General features: G+C 70.1%; 10 protein-coding genes. 7 read left to right on the forward strand and 3 right to left on the reverse strand.

The window, feature by feature from the left end; translation table 11 throughout:
* Positions 1-6 precede the first annotated feature (6 nt).
* From ACFY0K_RS07895 to ACFY0K_RS07905, 3 genes are all read left to right on the forward strand, one after another.
* Positions 7-915, forward strand: a complete 909-nt coding sequence (locus ACFY0K_RS07895; RefSeq protein WP_390639104.1) for a sugar ABC transporter permease — start codon at positions 7-9, stop codon at positions 913-915.
* A 216-nt stretch (positions 916-1,131) separates the two neighbouring features.
* A complete protein-coding gene (locus tag ACFY0K_RS07900) occupies positions 1,132-2,793 on the forward strand; it encodes a glycoside hydrolase family 13 protein (protein WP_390639105.1) in 1,662 nt (553 codons plus the stop codon).
* A 171-nt stretch (positions 2,794-2,964) separates the two neighbouring features.
* Positions 2,965-4,338, forward strand: a complete 1,374-nt coding sequence (locus tag ACFY0K_RS07905) for an alpha-amylase family protein (RefSeq protein WP_390639106.1) — start codon at positions 2,965-2,967, stop codon at positions 4,336-4,338.
* On the opposite strand, the gene ACFY0K_RS07910 is transcribed toward ACFY0K_RS07905, so the two are convergent.
* A complete protein-coding gene (locus tag ACFY0K_RS07910; RefSeq protein ID WP_390639107.1) occupies positions 4,314-5,180 on the reverse strand; it encodes a helix-turn-helix transcriptional regulator in 867 nt (288 codons plus the stop codon). The two genes, ACFY0K_RS07905 and ACFY0K_RS07910, sit on opposite strands and share 25 nt — an antisense overlap.
* A gap of 86 nt (positions 5,181-5,266) precedes the next feature.
* On the opposite strand from ACFY0K_RS07910, the gene ACFY0K_RS07915 reads away from it, so the two are divergent.
* Positions 5,267-6,073, forward strand: a complete 807-nt coding sequence (locus tag ACFY0K_RS07915) for an SDR family NAD(P)-dependent oxidoreductase (protein WP_390639108.1) — start codon at positions 5,267-5,269, stop codon at positions 6,071-6,073.
* Between the two features lie 25 nt (positions 6,074-6,098).
* Here ACFY0K_RS07915 and ACFY0K_RS07920 read toward each other — a convergent pair whose 3' ends face one another.
* Both ACFY0K_RS07920 and ACFY0K_RS07925 read right to left on the reverse strand, forming a co-directional pair.
* Positions 6,099-6,704, reverse strand: a complete 606-nt coding sequence (locus ACFY0K_RS07920; RefSeq protein ID WP_390639109.1) for a DUF4232 domain-containing protein — start codon at positions 6,702-6,704, stop codon at positions 6,099-6,101.
* A 135-nt stretch (positions 6,705-6,839) separates the two neighbouring features.
* Positions 6,840-8,912 carry a carbohydrate-binding module family 20 domain-containing protein gene (locus ACFY0K_RS07925; protein ID WP_390639110.1) on the reverse strand — a complete coding sequence of 691 codons (2,073 nt, stop codon included), beginning with the start codon at positions 8,910-8,912 and terminating at the stop codon, positions 6,840-6,842.
* 189 nt (positions 8,913-9,101) lie between these two features.
* Here ACFY0K_RS07925 and pulA point away from each other — a divergent pair, with 189 nt between their 5' ends.
* The 3 genes from pulA (at position 9,102) to ACFY0K_RS07940 (ending at position 16,561) form a co-directional block, all read left to right on the forward strand.
* Positions 9,102-14,474, forward strand: coding sequence for a pullulanase-type alpha-1,6-glucosidase (gene pulA / locus ACFY0K_RS07930; RefSeq protein ID WP_390639111.1), 5,373 nt, complete (start codon positions 9,102-9,104; stop codon positions 14,472-14,474).
* A gap of 73 nt (positions 14,475-14,547) precedes the next feature.
* Positions 14,548-16,170, forward strand: a complete 1,623-nt coding sequence (locus ACFY0K_RS07935; protein WP_390639112.1) for a SpoIIE family protein phosphatase — start codon at positions 14,548-14,550, stop codon at positions 16,168-16,170.
* A gap of 34 nt (positions 16,171-16,204) precedes the next feature.
* Entirely contained in the window at positions 16,205-16,561 is a 357-nt protein-coding gene (locus ACFY0K_RS07940; RefSeq protein ID WP_390639113.1) for a 5-carboxymethyl-2-hydroxymuconate Delta-isomerase, read from the forward strand.
* Positions 16,562-16,751 lie beyond the last annotated feature (190 nt).

The raw sequence follows: 16,751 nt of genomic DNA on the forward strand, positions 1-16,751 counted from the left end.
GTTCCCATGACCACGACCACTGTCCAGACCTCCGCCCAGGTCGCCGAGGAGGCCCCCGTGACGACCACCCCCCGAGTCCGCGGCAGGGGCGAGCGCGGCCCGCTCGGCAGCGCCGTCATCCACGGCGTCCTGGGGGTCGCGAGCCTCGTCGCGTTCTTCCCGGTCGGCTGGCTGATCTTCCTCTCCCTCGGCCCCGACAAGGACGACTACCTGCACCCGGGCGGCATCTGGCACAAGATGACGCTGAGCAACTACTCCTTCGTCCTCCAGCACACCGGGTTCTGGGACTGGTTCAGGACGACGATGATCGTCGTCGGCGGTACCACGGTCATCGGCCTGATCCTCGCCTCCACCACCGGCTACGCGGTCTCCCGCATGCGCTTCCCGGGCTACCGGAAGTTCATGTGGCTGCTGCTGGTGACCCAGATGTTCCCGATCGCCGTGCTGATCGTGCCGATGTACCAGATCATGTCGCGGCTCGGCCTCATCGACAGCTACCTCGGCCTGATCCTCGTCTACTGCACGACGGTGGTGCCGTACACGGCCTGGCTGCTCAAGGGCTACTTCGACACGATCCCCTTCGAGATCGACGAGGCCGGCCGCGTCGACGGGCTCTCGCCGTTCGGCACGTTCGGCCGGCTGATCCTGCCGCTCGCCAAGCCCGGCCTCGCGGTCGCCGCGTTCTACAACTTCCTCACCGCGTTCGGCGAGGTCGCGTTCGCGTCGACGTTCATGCTCAGTGACGACAAGTACACGTTCGCGGTGGGGCTGCAGAGCTTCATCAGCGAGCACGACGCGCAGCGGAACCTGATGACCGCGACGGCGGTGCTGATCGCGATACCGGTGGCCGTGTTCTTCTACCTCGTGCAGAAGAACCTGGTGACCGGCCTCACCGCGGGCGGCACCAAGGGCTGACGCCGGTCGCCGAAAAGCCGCCTCCGCCGTCTTTCGTCTGCGGCGCCGTCGTGGCTGGTCGCGCAGTTCCCCGCGCCCCTTACGGGGCGCTGCAACTCCCGCGTGCCCGAACGCGCGGGCAGGCGGCCGTGGTCTCCATCCGACCCCGCTGTGACCACGGCCGCCTCAACACCCACCTCTGACCCGATGACCCAGTTACGACGCATCAAGGACGCCATGAGCCAGCAGCCATCCGCCGCACCGGCCCCCGCCACCGTCACCGTCGCCCGTCGCCGCGACTGGTGGCGGGACGCGGTGATCTACCAGGTCTATCCGCGCAGCTTCGCCGACAGCAACGGCGACGGGATGGGGGACCTGGAGGGCGTGCGCTCCAGACTCCCGTACCTGCGTGACCTCGGTGTCGACGCCGTGTGGCTCAGCCCGTTCTACGCCTCCCCGCAGGCCGACGCCGGCTACGACGTCGCCGACTACCGGGCCGTGGACCCCATGTTCGGCAACCTGCTGGACGCGGACGCGCTCATCCGGGACGCGCACGCGCTGGGCCTCAGGATCATCGTCGACCTCGTGCCCAACCACTCCTCGGACCAGCACGAGTGGTTCAAGCGGGCGCTGGCGGAGGGCCCCGGCTCGCCGTCGCGGGACCGCTACCACTTCCGGCCGGGCAAGGGCGAGAACGGCGAACTCCCGCCCAACGACTGGGAGTCCATCTTCGGCGGCCCGGCGTGGACGCGGGTGGCCGACGGCGAGTGGTACCTCCACCTCTTCGCCCCGGAGCAGCCCGACTTCAACTGGGAACACCCGGCCGTCGGCGACGAGTTCCGCTCCATCCTGCGGTTCTGGCTGGACATGGGAGTGGACGGCTTCCGCATCGACGTCGCCCACGGCCTGGTGAAGGCCGAGGGGCTGCCGGACCTCGGCGGCGCCGACCAGCTCAAGCTGCTGGGCAACGATGTCATGCCGTTCTTCGACCAGGACGGCGTCCACGACGTCTACCGGCAGTGGCGGCACGTGCTCGACGAGTACGCCGGCGAGCGGATCTTCGTCGCCGAGGCCTGGACGCCGACGGTCGAGCGCACCGCGAACTACGTCCGCCCGGACGAGCTCCACCAGGCGTTCAACTTCCAGTACCTGAGCACCGACTGGGACGCGAAGGAGCTGCGGGCCGTCATCGACCGCACCCTGGAAGCCATGCGTCCGGTCGGCGCCCCGGCGACCTGGGTGCTGTCCAACCACGACGTCACCCGGCACGCGACCCGCTTCGCCAACCCGCCCGGCCTCGGCACCCAGATCCGCACGGCCGGCGACCGGGAACTGGGTCTGCGCCGGGCCCGGGCGGCCACTCTGCTGATGCTCGCGCTGCCCGGCTCGGCCTACGTCTACCAGGGCGAGGAGCTGGGCCTCCCGGACGTCGTGGACCTGCCCGACGAGGTCCGCCAGGACCCCGCGTACTTCCGGGGCGCGGGTCAGGACGGCTTCCGGGACGGGTGCCGGGTGCCGATCCCGTGGACGCGGGAGGGCTCGTCGTACGGCTTCGGGTCCGGGGGCAGCTGGCTGCCGCAGCCTGCGAGCTGGGGCGAGCTGAGCATCGAGGCGCAGACCGGGGTGGCCGGGTCCACCCTGGAGCTGTACCGCGGCGCGCTGCGCGTCCGGCGTGAGCAGGCCGACCTCGGCGCGGGCGACGCGGTGGAGTGGCTGCGCGCCCCGGAAGGCGTCCTCGCCTTCCGGCGCGGGGAGTTCGTGTGCGTCGCGAACACGAGCGGGGAGTCGGTGACGACTCCGGCGTACGGCAGGGTGCTGCTGGCCAGCGGCGAACTGACCGAGGCGGACGGCGAGGCGAAGCTGCCGGCCGACACCACCGTGTGGTGGACCACCGCCTGACCAGCGTCCGGCCAGCGCCGGAAGGCCGCCTGACGGGGCGTCAATCGGTAACTTCTTGCAGCAACTTCTGAGGGCCCGCTACCCATCCGGGGAGCGGGCCCTTAACATCTGCGCAACCGCAAGGTTTCAGCAACGTTTCTGCAAGAGCCTTCAATGGTGAAGGAACCCCACATGGCACGTAAGACACTCTCCGCCGCACTGGCGCTGGCCGCCTGTAGCGTTGTCATGACCCCGTCCGTCGCGTCGGCCTCCCCGCCCGGCACGAAGGACGTCACCGCCGTCCTCTTCGAGTGGAACTACGGCTCGGTCGCCAAGGAGTGCACCAGCACCCTCGGCCCCGCGGGCTACGGATACGTCCAGGTCTCCCCGCCCGCCGAGCACATACAGGGCTCGCAGTGGTGGACGTCGTACCAACCGGTGTCGTACAAGATCGCGGGCAGACTCGGTGACCGCGCCTCCTTCCAGAACATGGTGAACACCTGCCACGCGGCCGGTGTGAAGGTGGTCGTCGACACCGTCATCAACCACATGTCCGCGGGCAGCGGCACCGGCACCGGCGGCTCGTCGTACACGAAGTACAACTACCCCGGCCTGTACTCCTCCTACGACTTCGACGACTGCACCTCGCCCGTCTCCAACTACGCCGACCGCTGGAACGTCCAGCACTGCGAACTCGTCGGCCTCGCCGACCTGGACACCGGCGAGGAGTACGTCCGCAAGACCATCGCCGGCTACATGAACGACCTGCTGAGTCTGGGGGTCGACGGCTTCCGGATCGACGCGGCCAAGCACATCCCGGCCGAGGACCTCGCCAACATCAAGACCCGGCTGACCAACCCCTCCGTGTACTGGAAGCAGGAGGTCATCTACGGCGCGGGCGAGGCCGTCCAGCCCACCGAGTACACCGGCAACGGGGACGTCCAGGAGTTCCGGTACGCCTACGACCTCAAGCGCGTCTTCAACGACGAGAACCTCGCCTACCTGAAGAACTACGGCGAGGGCTGGGGGTACATGAGCAGCTCGGTCGCCGGGGTCTTCGTCGACAACCACGACACCGAGCGCAACGGCTCCACGCTGAACTACAAGGACGGCGCCAACTACACCCTCGCCAACGTCTTCATGCTCGCCTACCCGTACGGAGCCCCGGACATCAACTCCGGCTACGAGTGGTCGGACGCCGACGCGGGCCCGCCCAACAACGGTGTCGTCAACGCCTGCTGGCAGGACGGCTGGAAGTGCCAGCACGCCTGGCCGGAGATCATCCGCATGGTCGCCTTCCGCAACGCGGTGCGCGGCCAGGCGATGACGAACTGGTGGGACGACGGAGCCGACGCGATCGCCTTCGGGCGGGGCGCCAAGGGGTACGTCGCCATCAACCACGAGTCGGGCTCGCTGACCCGGACCTACCAGACGTCGCTGCCGGCCGGGACGTACTGCAACGTGCAGGCGAACACGTCGGTGACGGTCAGTTCGAGCGGTCAGTTCACCGCCACCCTGGGCTCGAACACCGCCCTCGCGATCTACGCCGGGAAGTCCACCTGCTGAGGATCCATCCGCTGGGTGCCGATCACCGACAGCAGCCGCAGCGCCTCCTCGGACCGTGAGCCCGGGGTCGCGGTGTAGATCACGACCTGCTGGTCCCGGTCGGTGATGTCGAGCGCGTCGCAGTTGACGGTGACCGGGCCCACCACCGGGTGCCGGAAGGTCTTGACCAGGGTGGGCTCGGCGGACACGTCGTGCAGCTCCCACAGTTGCCTGAACTCCTCGCTCCCGGCGAGGAGTTCGGCCACCAGGCCGGTCACCTCGGGTGAGTCCGGATACCGGCCGGCCGTGGCCCGCAGGCGCTGCGCCGAGTGCCGGGCGAAGGCGTCCACGTCAGACACCCCGTACAGCCTGCTGCCCGCGGGGCGCGGGGTGAGGAAGGCGCGGCGCATCAGGTTGCGGTCGCGCGGGGGCAGCGCCGAGAAGTCCTCCATGAGGGCGGCCGCCAGATCGTTCCACGCCAGCACCTCGAAGGTCGCCGACGTCACGAACGCGGCGGCCTGCGGAAGCCTGCGCAGCAGGTCGAGCAGGCTCTGCCGGACCTCGCGCGAGGGCCCGGGGGGCGGCCCCGGCGGCGCCCCGGCGAGATGGTGCAGATGCCCGCGCTCGGCGTCGGACAGCCGCAGCGCCCGCGCCAGGCCGCCCAGCACCTCACGCGAGGGCCGCGGCCCCCGCGCCTGCTCGAGACGCGTGTAGTACTCCGTCGAGATGAACGCCAGCTGCGCCACCTCCTCGCGCCGCAGCCCCGGCGTCCGGCGGCGCGGACCGCGCGGCAGCCCCACCTCGGCGGGGGAGATCCGCTCACGTCGGCTGCGCAGGAAAGCTGCGAGTTCTTGCCTGTCCACGCGTCCAGTGTGCGTCGGCCGCCCGACCCCATCCAGGTACCGCCGGTGCCTGGATGGGCCCCGCGCCCGGACGCAGGCTCGAAGCCATGGAGAACACAGTGAACACAGCGAACACGGCGGACACGGCCGGCCCCGGCCTTCTGAGCGGCAAGGTCGCCTTCATCAGCGGCGCCGGACGCGGCATCGGCGCCGCCGCGGCCCGGCTCTTCGCCCGCGAGGGCGCCCGGGTGCTGCTGGCGGCCCGCACGGAGGACCAGCTCAAGACGGTGACCGAGGAGATCCGCGCGGCCGGCGGCACCGCGGACTACACGGTCTGCGACGTGGCCGACGCGGCGAGCGTCCGCGCCGCCGTCGACCGCACGGTGGAGGTGTACGGCCGCCTCGACGTCGCCTTCAACAACGGCGCGATCGGCCAGCACCACCCCGGCCCCCTGGACGAACTCCCCGAGGCCGAGTTCGACCACCTCACCGCCGTCAACCTCAAGGGCGTCTGGCTGGCCATGACCGCCGAGATCCACGCCATCCGCGTGACCGCCGGCACCGGCGCCATCGTCAACAACTCGTCCATCGGCAGTCTGCGCGCCAACCCCGTCCTGCCCGTCTACGGCGCCCTGAAGCGCGCCGTCAACAGCCTCACCGAGTCGGCCGCCGCCACCTACGGCCCCGAGGGCATCCGCGTCAACGCGGTGGCCCCCGGCGGCACGCTCACCGAGATGATCCGCGACTGGGAGGCGGCCACCCCCGGCGTCATCGACCACATAGAGTCCGTGTCGCCCCTGCGCCGCATGGCCGCCCCCGAGGAGATCGCCGAGGCCGCCGCCTGGCTCCTGAGCGACCGGGCCTCCTTCGTGTCAGGTGCGATTCTGCAGGTGGACGGCGGGGCCGGGGCGTAGGCGCCGCCCTCCACGGGGCGGGACGTCAGTCCGTGACGTTGATGTGCCTGGCCAGCGCGGTCACGGAGAGGTCGGCGTGGTCGACCCACTGGGGGAACGCCAGCGTCTTGTGCTGGGTCGAGGCGGGCGGCGTGATCTCCAGGTAGGAGGCGTGCACCGCGCCCGACGTGCCGGTGTTGGCGTGGGTCCAGGCGACGACGGCCTCGGCGCTCTGGCCGTCCTTGAGGACGAGGGTCTTCTTGCCGGGGTCCTTGGCGTACCAGGTGTTGCCCCAGTGCGTGTGGGTCGTGATCGCCTTGTGCTTGGAGTTCTCCAGGCCCAGGCCCGGGTAGCCGCGCAGCGCACAGGTCTTCCCGCTGAGGTTGCGCAGCCTGATGACCACACCCTGGTGGTTCATGCCGCCGGCGAGCCCTTGGCCGAAGGTGGCCTTGAGCGCGGCGGCGGAGCAGGTGGGCGTGGCATTGGCGGCGGCCGGGGTCGCCGCGTTGGCGGTGCCCGCCCAGACGAGGCCCAGACCGGCGAGGGCGGCCGCGCCTCCGGCGAGCTTGGCGCGGCCGATCCCGCGGCGGGCACGGTGCCTGCCCGCGGACCCGGCGGTGTCGGTGCTGTGGGTGTTCAGGTCTTCGTTCACGGCGACGACGCTCCACTCGTGTCGTGAGGCACGGGGCGTGGTCTGCGCCCCGTGCCGTCCTCTGGTGCCTTACACGAGGTTCGATGCACGACACCGCGGATTTGTTCGCGCCGTGCCGCCGGAATCTTTCCTGGACTACTTCCAGGTGTCGCTGGTGGTGTAGCCGGACGAGGTGCCCGTCGTGTACGACCGGTTCGTGCCCGACTCCCAGGTCACGTTCCCGGAGCTGTCCTTCTTGATGTACTTGTAGGTGAAGGCGGTGCTCTTCGGGACGATCACCAGCTTGCTCCACGTCGGGTACGACTCCGAGGACAGCGGGATCGCGTCGGCGGTGTTCCAGGAGCCGAGGGAGGCGACGGAGCCGACGACGTAGACGTTGGTGCCGTAGTCGGTGGTGGCGTACTCGTCGAAGGTGACGTCCGTGGCGTCGGCGTTCGCCACGTTCCAGGAGTTGTCGAGGGAGAGCGCCGACGTGGTGGCCGTGGCCGACCGGTTGGCGTTGGACTCCCAGGTGACGTTCCCGGACGCGTCCTTCTTGATGTATTTGTACTCGAACGACGTGTTGACCGGGACGCTCACCTCACCCGACCAGACCGGGTATCCGGAGGAGGAGAGCCGGACCGCCTTCGAGGTGTCCCAGCCGCCCAGTGCCGAGAGGGAGCCGACGACGTACACGTTCGTGCCTGAGGTGGTCGACGCGTACTCGTCGAAGGTGGCGCTCACCGTGTCGCCGGAGCTGCCGCCGCCCGTGTCGTCGCAGCCCACCGTGCAGGTGTAGGAGGAGTTGTAGAAGGCGACCGCGCTCTTCGCCGGGATGGTGATCGACGCGCTGCCGCCGGAGACGGTGACCCTGGTGGCGCCGCCGGAGACGACGTCGGAGTACGTGCCGTCCGCCATCCCCGTGGTGAAGGTGTAGGTGGCGCTGCTCGTACCGTTGTTGAGGGCGAAGAAGCCCGCGCCGCCGCGGCCGAAGCCGATGACGTTCGAGGACATGGTCTGCCAGTCGGAGACCGCGGCGGTGCCGACCGCGTTGTGCCAGGCGACCATGCCGACGACCGAGGTGTCCCGGTCCAGGCAGTACCAGTCGCCGTCCGAGCAGTCCGTGTCCGTGACGAAGCCGGACGAGTTCGGCGGCGCCTGGTCGCTCTGCGTCCACTCCCAGCTGGCGTAGACCGTCGGCGTCGCCCACTTGTAGGCGAGCTCGAAGAGGTTCGCCAGCTTGTAGGTGTCGCCGTCCTTGTACGACATGTGCAGCCCGTTGCGCTCGGTGTCGTGGTTGGTCACGAAGGACACCGAGTTCGCGGCGGGCAGGATGCCGCTGCTCTCGATCGACGACAGGTCGCTGACGTTGCCCTGGAAGGCCGACTTCAGCTTGCTCGCGTAGGTGAAGTCGAGGACGTCGCCGGAGCCGTAGTAGTCGCTGGGCTGCGGGGTGGAGCCCGGGTAGACCTCGTCGAAGACGTACGGCGCCGCGCCGGACGTGGTGGTGTTCAGCTTGGCGACGATGGCCGCCAGGTCGGTGGCCGGGATGTGCTTGGCCGAGTCCACCCGGAAACCGTCTACGCCGAGCGCGATCTGCTTGTTGAGGAAGGCGGCGAGGCCCGAACGGACGTTGTCGGCGCCGGTCTTGAGGTCGGGCAGGCCCAGCAGTTCGCAGTTCTGAACCTGGGTGAGGTTCGAGTAGTCCTGGATGGTCAGGTCGGAGGTGGGGCAGTCGGCGGAGGTGTGGTAGTCGCCCGGGTCCCAGTCCGGGGTGTCGTACTTGTTGGTGATCGTCGTACCGTCGTAGCCGGTGCCGGTCTGCGCGGCCGTGTGGTTGATGACCGCGTCGGTGTAGACCTTCACGCCCGCGCTGTGGCAGGCGGTGACCATCGCCGCGAACTGCGTCGCCGTCCCGAAGCGGCTGTTCAGGGTGTACGAGTAGGGCTGGTAGACGTCCCACCAGTAGTAGCTGGACTGCTTGAGGGATTCGGACGGCGGGGCGACCTGCACCGCGCCGTACCCGGCCGGGCCGAGCACGTTCGTGCACTCGGACGCGATCGAGTTCCAGTTCCATTCCCAGAGGTTGGCGATCACGTCGCCCTTGGCGGTGGTGTCCGCCTGCGCGGCGGTGGCCGGCAGGGCGACGACGCCCGCGAGTGCCAGGGCGCCCGCAGCGATCGCGACGGCCGTGCGTCTGAAGGCACCCGTGGGTCGGTGTCCGGTCATGTGCGGCTCCGAAGCAAGAGGGACAGGCTTCAACAACCCTGGAGCGTGGGCCAGTTGAGATATCGCGTCAATACGCCTCGTGAAAGTTCTTGCTGTGAGTTTCAAGCCTCTTGCTGTAAACCTTTCGTTAGCGATACCGTCGCGCCGGGTCGGACCCAAGAGAGTCGCTATCGCTAGGAGTTCACACCAGTGATACATGTCAGACGGGTCGCGGCCGTCGCCGTCGCCGCCCTCGCCGCCGCGCTGGTGCAGCCTCTGGCCGCACACGCCGCCGCCCCGCCCGCGCCGCCTTCCGACGCGAGGCTCGCCGCCGAGCCCGCCCGGCACGACGACACTCGCGAGCAGTTCTACTTCGTCATGCCGGACCGCTTCGCCAACGGTGACAAGAGCAATGACAAGGGCGGCCTGACGGGCTCCCGGCTCTCCACCGGCTATGACCCCACCGACAAGGGCTTCTACCAGGGCGGCGACCTCAAGGGCCTGACCAAGCGGCTCGACTACATCAAGGGGCTCGGCACCACCGCCATCTGGATGGCGCCGATCTTCAAGAACAAGCCCGTGCAGGGAACCGGGAGCAACGCCTCGGCCGGCTACCACGGGTACTGGATCACCGACTTCACCCAGGTCGACCCGCACTTCGGCACCAACAAGGACCTTCAGACCCTCATCTCCAAGGCGCACGCCAAGGGCATGAAGGTCTTCTTCGACGTCATCACCAACCACACCGCCGACGTCGTCGACTACGAGGAGAAGTCGTACGACTACCTCTCCAAGGGCGCCTTCCCCTACCTGACCAAGGACGGGCGGCCGTTCGACGACGCCGACTACGCGGCCGGCGGCAGGAAGTTCCCTTCGGTGGACACCGCCTCCTTCCCGCGCACCCCGACCGTGGCCGGCGACAGCAAGGTGCCGTCGTGGCTCAACGACCCGACGATGTACCACAACCGGGGCGACTCGACGTTCGCAGGCGAGTCCGCGACCTACGGCGACTTCTCCGGCCTGGACGACCTGTGGACCGAGCGCCCCGAGGTCGTCAGCGGCATGGAGAAGATCTACGAGCGGTGGGTGAAGGACTTCGCCATCGACGGCTTCCGGATCGACACCGTCAAGAACGTCAACATGGAGTTCTGGACGCAGTGGGCGACCGCGCTGGACAGGTACGCGGCCCGGCACGGCCGTAAGAACTTCTTCATGTTCGGCGAGACGTATTCCTCGGACACGTCCGTCACCTCCCCGTACGTCACCCAGGGCCGCCTCGACGCGACCCTCGACTTCCCCTTCCAGGACGCGGCCCGCTCCTACGCCTCCCAGGGCGGCAGCGCGCAGAAGCTCGCGAGCGTCTTCGGCGACGACTACAAGTACACGACCGACAAGTCGAACGCCTACGAACAGGTCACCTTCCTCGGCAACCACGACATGGGCCGGATCGGGTACTTCCTCGAGCAGGACAACCCGAAGGCCACGGACGCGCAGCTGCTGGCCAAGGACCGGCTCGCCAACGAGGTGATGTTCCTCAGCCGCGGCAACCCGGTCGTCTACTACGGCGACGAGCAGGGCTTCACCGGCTCCGGTGGCGACAAGGACGCCCGGCAGACCATGTTCGCGTCGAAGGTCGCCGACTACCTGGACGACGACGAGATCGGCACCGACCGGACCGCGGCGAGCGACTCGTACGACACGAGTGCGCCGCTCTACAAGCAGATCAGCGCTCTCTCCAAGCTGCGCGCGGCCAACCCAGCCCTCGCGGACGGGGTCCAAACCGAGCGCTACGCGGCCGACGGCGCCGGCGTCTACGCGTTCACCCGGACGGACGCGAAGACCGGCCAGGAGTACGTCGTCGCCTTCAACAACGCCGACACGGCGAAGACGGCGACCTTCGCCACCGGTTCCGCCGGCATGCGCTACCGGGCCGCCTACGGCACCGACGGCACCCTCACCTCCGACGGCTCGGCGAAGCTGACCGTCACCGTCCCCGCCGAGTCCGCCGTCGTCTACAAGGCGGCCGGCCCCCTCGCCAGGCCCGCCACCGCACCGACGGTCACCCTCCAGGCCCCGGCCGCCGGCGCCACCGGCACCGTCGACCTCACCGCGGACGTCACCGGCGGACAGCTCGACCGCGTCGTCTTCGCCGCCCAGGTCGGCAACGGCAAGTGGACCACCCTCGGCTCCGTCGACCACGCCCCCTACAAGGTCACCCAGACCCTCGCCAAGGACGTCCCGGCCGGCACCGCCCTGCGCTACAAGGCGGTCGTCGTCGACTCCGCCGGGCACACCGCAGGCGCGCTCGCCGAGAGCACCTCCGGCACCCCGCCCGCCGCCGAGACGCCCACCGCCTCCTCCCGGGACTACGCGGTCGTCCACTACAAGCGCACCGACGGCGACTACGACAACTGGGGCCTGTACGCCTGGGGCGACCTCGCCGACGGCGAGGCGACCACCTGGCCCGCCGGGCACCCCTTCACCGGCCGGGACGCGTACGGCGCCTTCGCCTACGTCAAGCTGAAGCCCGGCGCCACGAACGTCGGCTTCCTCGTCGTCGACAAGGAGGGCAACAAGGACGTCTCCGCCGACCGCTCCATCGACGTCACCAAGACGGGCGAGGTGTGGATCGAGCAGGGGAAGGCGGACGTCCGCACGACGAGACCGGCCGATGCCTACCCCGCACAGGACACCACCAAGGCCGTCATCCACTACCACCGTGCCGACGGGGACTACGACGGCTGGGGCCTGCACGTCTGGACGGGCGCGGCCAGTCCCACCGACTGGTCGAACCCCCTGAAGCCGGTGAAGACTGATGCCTATGGCGCGGTCTTCGAGGTACCGCTCACCGAGGGTGCCACCAGCCTCAGCTACATCATCCACAAGGGCGACGAGAAGGATCTCTCCGCCGACCAGTCACTCGACCTCAAGGCCGACGGCTACGAGGTGTGGCTGTTGAACGGCCAGGAGAAGTACCTGCTCCCGCAGCCGGCCGGCAGCGCGGCCGCGCTCGACCTGTCCACCTCCAAGGCGGTCTGGATCGACCGGGACACGGTCGCCTGGGACGGCGTCGACGGCGCGGTCTCCACCCAGCTGGTGTACTCCCACGACGGTTCGATCGCCGTCAAGGACGGGACCCTGACCAGCGACGACGAGCGGTGGCTGCGGCTGACGAAGACCACCCTCACCGACGCGCAGAAGGCGAAGTTCCCGTACCTGAAGGACTACACGGCCTGGTCGGTCGACCCGCGCGACCGCGGCCGGGTGCGCGAGGCGCTCCGCGGGCAGCTCGTCGCCTCCCAGCGCGCCGCCAACGGGGCGGTGCTGGCCGCGACCGGTGTGCAGATCGCGGGGGTTCTCGACGACGTGTACGCCAAGGCCACGACGGCGGACCTCGGCCCGGTCTTCCACGACGGAAAGCCCACGCTCTCCGTCTGGGCGCCGACCGCGCAGTCCGTCGCCCTCGAACTCGACGGCACGCCGAAGACGATGCACCGCGACCCCGCCACCGGCGTCTGGTCCGTCACCGGACCCGCGTCGTGGAAGAACAAGCCCTACCGGTACGTGGTGAAGGTCTGGGCGCCCAGCGTCCGGAAGATCGTCACCAACACGGTCACCGACCCCTACTCGGTCGCCCTCACCGCGAACTCTCGGCGCAGCCTCGTCGTCGACCTGAACGACAAGTCCCTCGCGCCGGGCGGCTGGTCGACGTACACCAAGCCCAAGGCCGTCCCGATGAGGGACGCGCAGATCCAGGAGCTGCACGTCCGGGACTTCTCGGTGGCGGACGCCACGGTCCCGGCCGCCGACCGGGGGACGTACCTCGCCTTCACCGACAAGAACAGCGACGGCTCCAGGCACCTCAAGGCGCTCGCCAAGTCCGGGACCTCGTACGTCCATCTGCTCCCGGTCTTCGACTTCGCGACCGTGCCCGAGAAGAAGGCCGACCAGGCGAGCCCCGACTGCGACCTCGCCTCCTACCCGGCCGACTCGGAGCAGCAGCAGGCCTGTGTCTCCGCGGTGGCCGCGAAGGACGCCTACAACTGGGGCTACGACCCCTACCACTTCACGGTCCCCGAGGGCTCGTACGCCACCGACCCGGACGGCACCGCGCGTACCGTGCAGTTCCGGAAGATGGTCAAGTCGCTCAACCAGGACGGGCTGCGGGTCGTCATGGACGTCGTCTACAACCACACCGCGGCCGGCGGCGAGGCGGACACCAGCGTCCTCGACCAGATCGTGCCCGGCTACTACCAGCGGCTGCTCGCCGACGGCAGCGTCGCCAACAGCACCTGCTGCGCCAACACCGCGCCCGAGAACGCCATGATGGGCAAGCTGGTGGTGGACTCGATCGTCACCTGGGCGAAGGAGTACAAGGTCGACGGGTTCCGCTTCGACCTGATGGGCCACCACCCGAAGGCCAACATCCTCGCCGTCCGCAAGGCGCTCGACGCGCTCACCCTGAAGAAGGACGGCGTCGACGGCAAGAAGATCATCCTGTACGGGGAGGGCTGGAACTTCGGCGAGGTCGCCAACGACGCCCGGTTCGTGCAGGCCACCCAGCAGAACATGGCCGGCACCGGCATCGCCACCTTCTCCGACCGGGCCCGGGACGCCGTACGCGGCGGCAGCCCCTTCGATAACGACCCCGGCATCCAGGGCTTCGCCTCCGGCCTCTACACCGACCCCAACTCCTCGACGGCCAACGGCACCGAGGCGGAGCAGAAGGCCCGCCTCCTGCACTACCAGGACCTGATCAAGGTCGGGCTGACCGGCAACCTCGCCAAGTACAGGTTCACCGACAGCGACGGCAAGGAGGTCACCGGCGCGGAGATCGACTACAACGGCTCGCCCGCCGGATACGCCGACGCGCCCGGCGACGCCCTCGCCTACGTCGACGCACACGACAACGAATCGCTGTTCGACGCGCTGGCGTACAAACTGCCGGCCGGCACCTCCGCGTCCGACCGGGCCCGGATGCAGGTCCTGGCGATGGCCACGGCCGCCCTCTCGCAGGGGCCCTCGCTCTCCCAGGCCGGCACCGACCTGCTGCGCTCCAAGTCCCTGGACCGCAACTCCTTCGACAGCGGCGACTGGTTCAACGCCATCCACTGGAACTGCGCCGACGGCAACGGCTTCGGCCGCGGGCTGCCGACGGCCGCCGACAACCAGTCCAAGTGGTCCTACGCCAAGCCGCTGCTGACCTCGGTGAAGGTCGGGTGCCCGCAGATCGACGGGGCCTCGGCCGCCTACCGGGACCTGCTGAGGATCCGTACCACCGACAAGGCGTTCTCGCTCGGCACGGCCGCGCAGGTGCAGTCGAGGCTCTCCTTCCCGCTGTCCGGGAAGGACGAGACGCCCGGCGTGATCACCATGGAACTCGGCGACCTCGTCGTGGTGTTCAACGCGAGCCCCGAGCGGCAGGAGCAGCGGGTGGGCACCCTGGCCGGAACCGGTTACCGGTTGCACCCGGTGCAGGCGTCGGGGGCGGACTCCGTCGTCAAGTCGGCATCGTACGACCGGGAAACGGGTACGTTCGAGGTTCCGGGGCGTACGGTGGCGGTGTTCTCGCGGACCACGTGACCGAGGCCTTACGTTGGTGGGGCGGGCCCGAAACCGGGTACTGCCCCACCGGTGTTGTCCAGGGGCTGGGAGAATGGACGTCAACGGCAAGCTGACAGACACGACCGTGCTGGTCGTGGACGACGAGCCCGCGAGCCGGTACGCGCTGGGCACCGTCCTGCGCCGGGCCGGTCATCAGGTCGTCGCGGTCGCCGACGGCCGACAGGCGCTCGCCGAACTCGACGTACGGCTGCGCAAGGGTGCCCTGCCCGACGTCGCCCTCGTCGACGTGAACCTGCCGGACATGAGCGGCTTCGAGCTGTGCCGCCGGCTCAAGGAGCGGCCGCACATGGCCGCACTGCCCGTCGTGCACTTCTCGGCCCTCCGGGTCCCCCCGGCGGACCGCTGCCCGGGCCTCGACACGGGAGCCGAGGCGTATCTGACGGTGCCCGCCGAGCCGGAGGAGATCGAGGCGGCGGTCCGGGCCGCGGTGCGCGCCGCCCGGCTCCGCGCCGACGACCAGGCGCTGGTACGGCGGCTGAAACTGCTGTCGGAGACGATCGTCACCATCCAGTCGGCCCGCTCGCTGCAGGAACTGGCCGACGCCGCCGCGGACGGCGCCGCCCGCCTCCTCGGCAGCCCCGCCGCCGTCTTCGTCGTCGACCAGGACGACGAGCTGTACCGCGGCCTGTACCGGGAGCGCACCTCCCTCGCCCTGCCCGACGAGGGCGCCCACCGGGACGTGGCCGGTCTGCTGCGGCGGCTCACCCGCGGGCAGTCCGGGGTCCGGATCACCACCGTGCCGACGCCGCTGTGGCCCACCGGGTTCTTCCGGCCCGGTGTGGAGCACGACGCCCGGCTGACGCTGGTCCTCACCCAGGACGGCAAGGTGCCGGTCTGCGTGGCCACTCCCACCCGCGGGCAGCGCAGGGTCGACCCCGAGAACGAGGCGCTGCTGGCCCAGCTGGCCCAGGCCACCGCGCTCGCCGCCGAGCCGCTGCTCATGTACCAGGTGGAGCGGCACGTCGCGCTCACCCTCCAGCACAGCTTCCTGCCCCGCCCGCACCAGCTTCCCGAACTGCCGGGCGTCGACATAGCGGTACGGTACGAGCCCGCCTCCCAGGAGACCGAGATCGGCGGCGACTTCTACGCCGCGCTGCGGGTCGGCGACGGGGTGCTCACCGCGGTCGGGGACGTCGTGGGGCACTCGCTGGACGCGGCCACCGTCATGGTGGAACTGCGGCACGCGCTGCGCGCCTACTGCCTCATCGAGAGCGACCCGGCCGCCCTCGCCGACCGCCTCGACCGGCTGCTCCAGCACTACCACGCCGACGTCACGGCGACCGTCTGCCTGGCCCTGATCGACCCGGCGACCGGGCGCACCCGCGTCGCCAACGCCGGGCACATCCCGCCGCTGATACTGGGCGACGACGGCAGCGCGGAGTACGTGAAGGCGTCCGGTCCGCTGCTCGGGGTGGGCCTGCCGCATCCGCCGCCCACCGAGCTGGTCCTCGAACCCACCGACCGGCTCCTCATGGTCACCGACGGCCTCATCGAGACCCGCGGCACCGACCTCACGGTCTCCATGGAGCACCTCCGGGCCGCCGCCGGCGGCGCCCTGCCCGGCCTGGAGGCCCTGTGCGACACCCTACTGGCCTGCTTCGGCCGGGACCGCGAGGACGACGTCGCACTCCTCGCGCTGAGCCTGGCGAACTAGGCTGGACCTCAGTAGCCGTAGAACAGGAGCGCAGATGCCGCAGATCACCGTCGACTACACCGCCACGGCGGACCCCGCCTTCGACCGGCGGGGTTTCGCCACGGCCCTGCACCGTGCCGTGGTCGAGATCGCGGCGGCCAAGCCCGAGGCCTGCAAGACGCTGTTCCGCGCCGCCGACGAGACCGCCTTCGGCTACGACGCCGACGGGACGCACGTCATCGTCCACGTGACCTTCGGCCTGCTGGCGGGCCGCACCGACGAGACGAAGGCGCAGCTGACGGAGGCGGCGCTGGAGCTGCTGCGGGAGCATCTGAAGCCGGAGGGCTTCGTGCTGCACGCCTCTGCCGAGGTGCGGGACCTGGATCCTTCGTACCGGAAGTACGAGGGCTAGGTCTGCCGCTGCCGGTTGTCGTCCGGCGGTCGCGCCGTCGTGGCTGGTCGCGGGGGTGCCCCCCCCCCCCCCAAACACGGGGGCGGGGGGCCGGCCCCCCCCCCCCCCCCCCCCCCCCCCCCCCCCCCCCGCCCCCCCCCCCCCCCCCCCCCCCCGGGGCCCCCGCCCCGGGGGGCCCCCCGGCACCCCC

The organism is Streptomyces sp. NPDC001507, from assembly GCF_042894765.1.
Classification (GTDB): Bacteria; Actinomycetota; Actinomycetes; order Streptomycetales; family Streptomycetaceae; genus Streptomyces.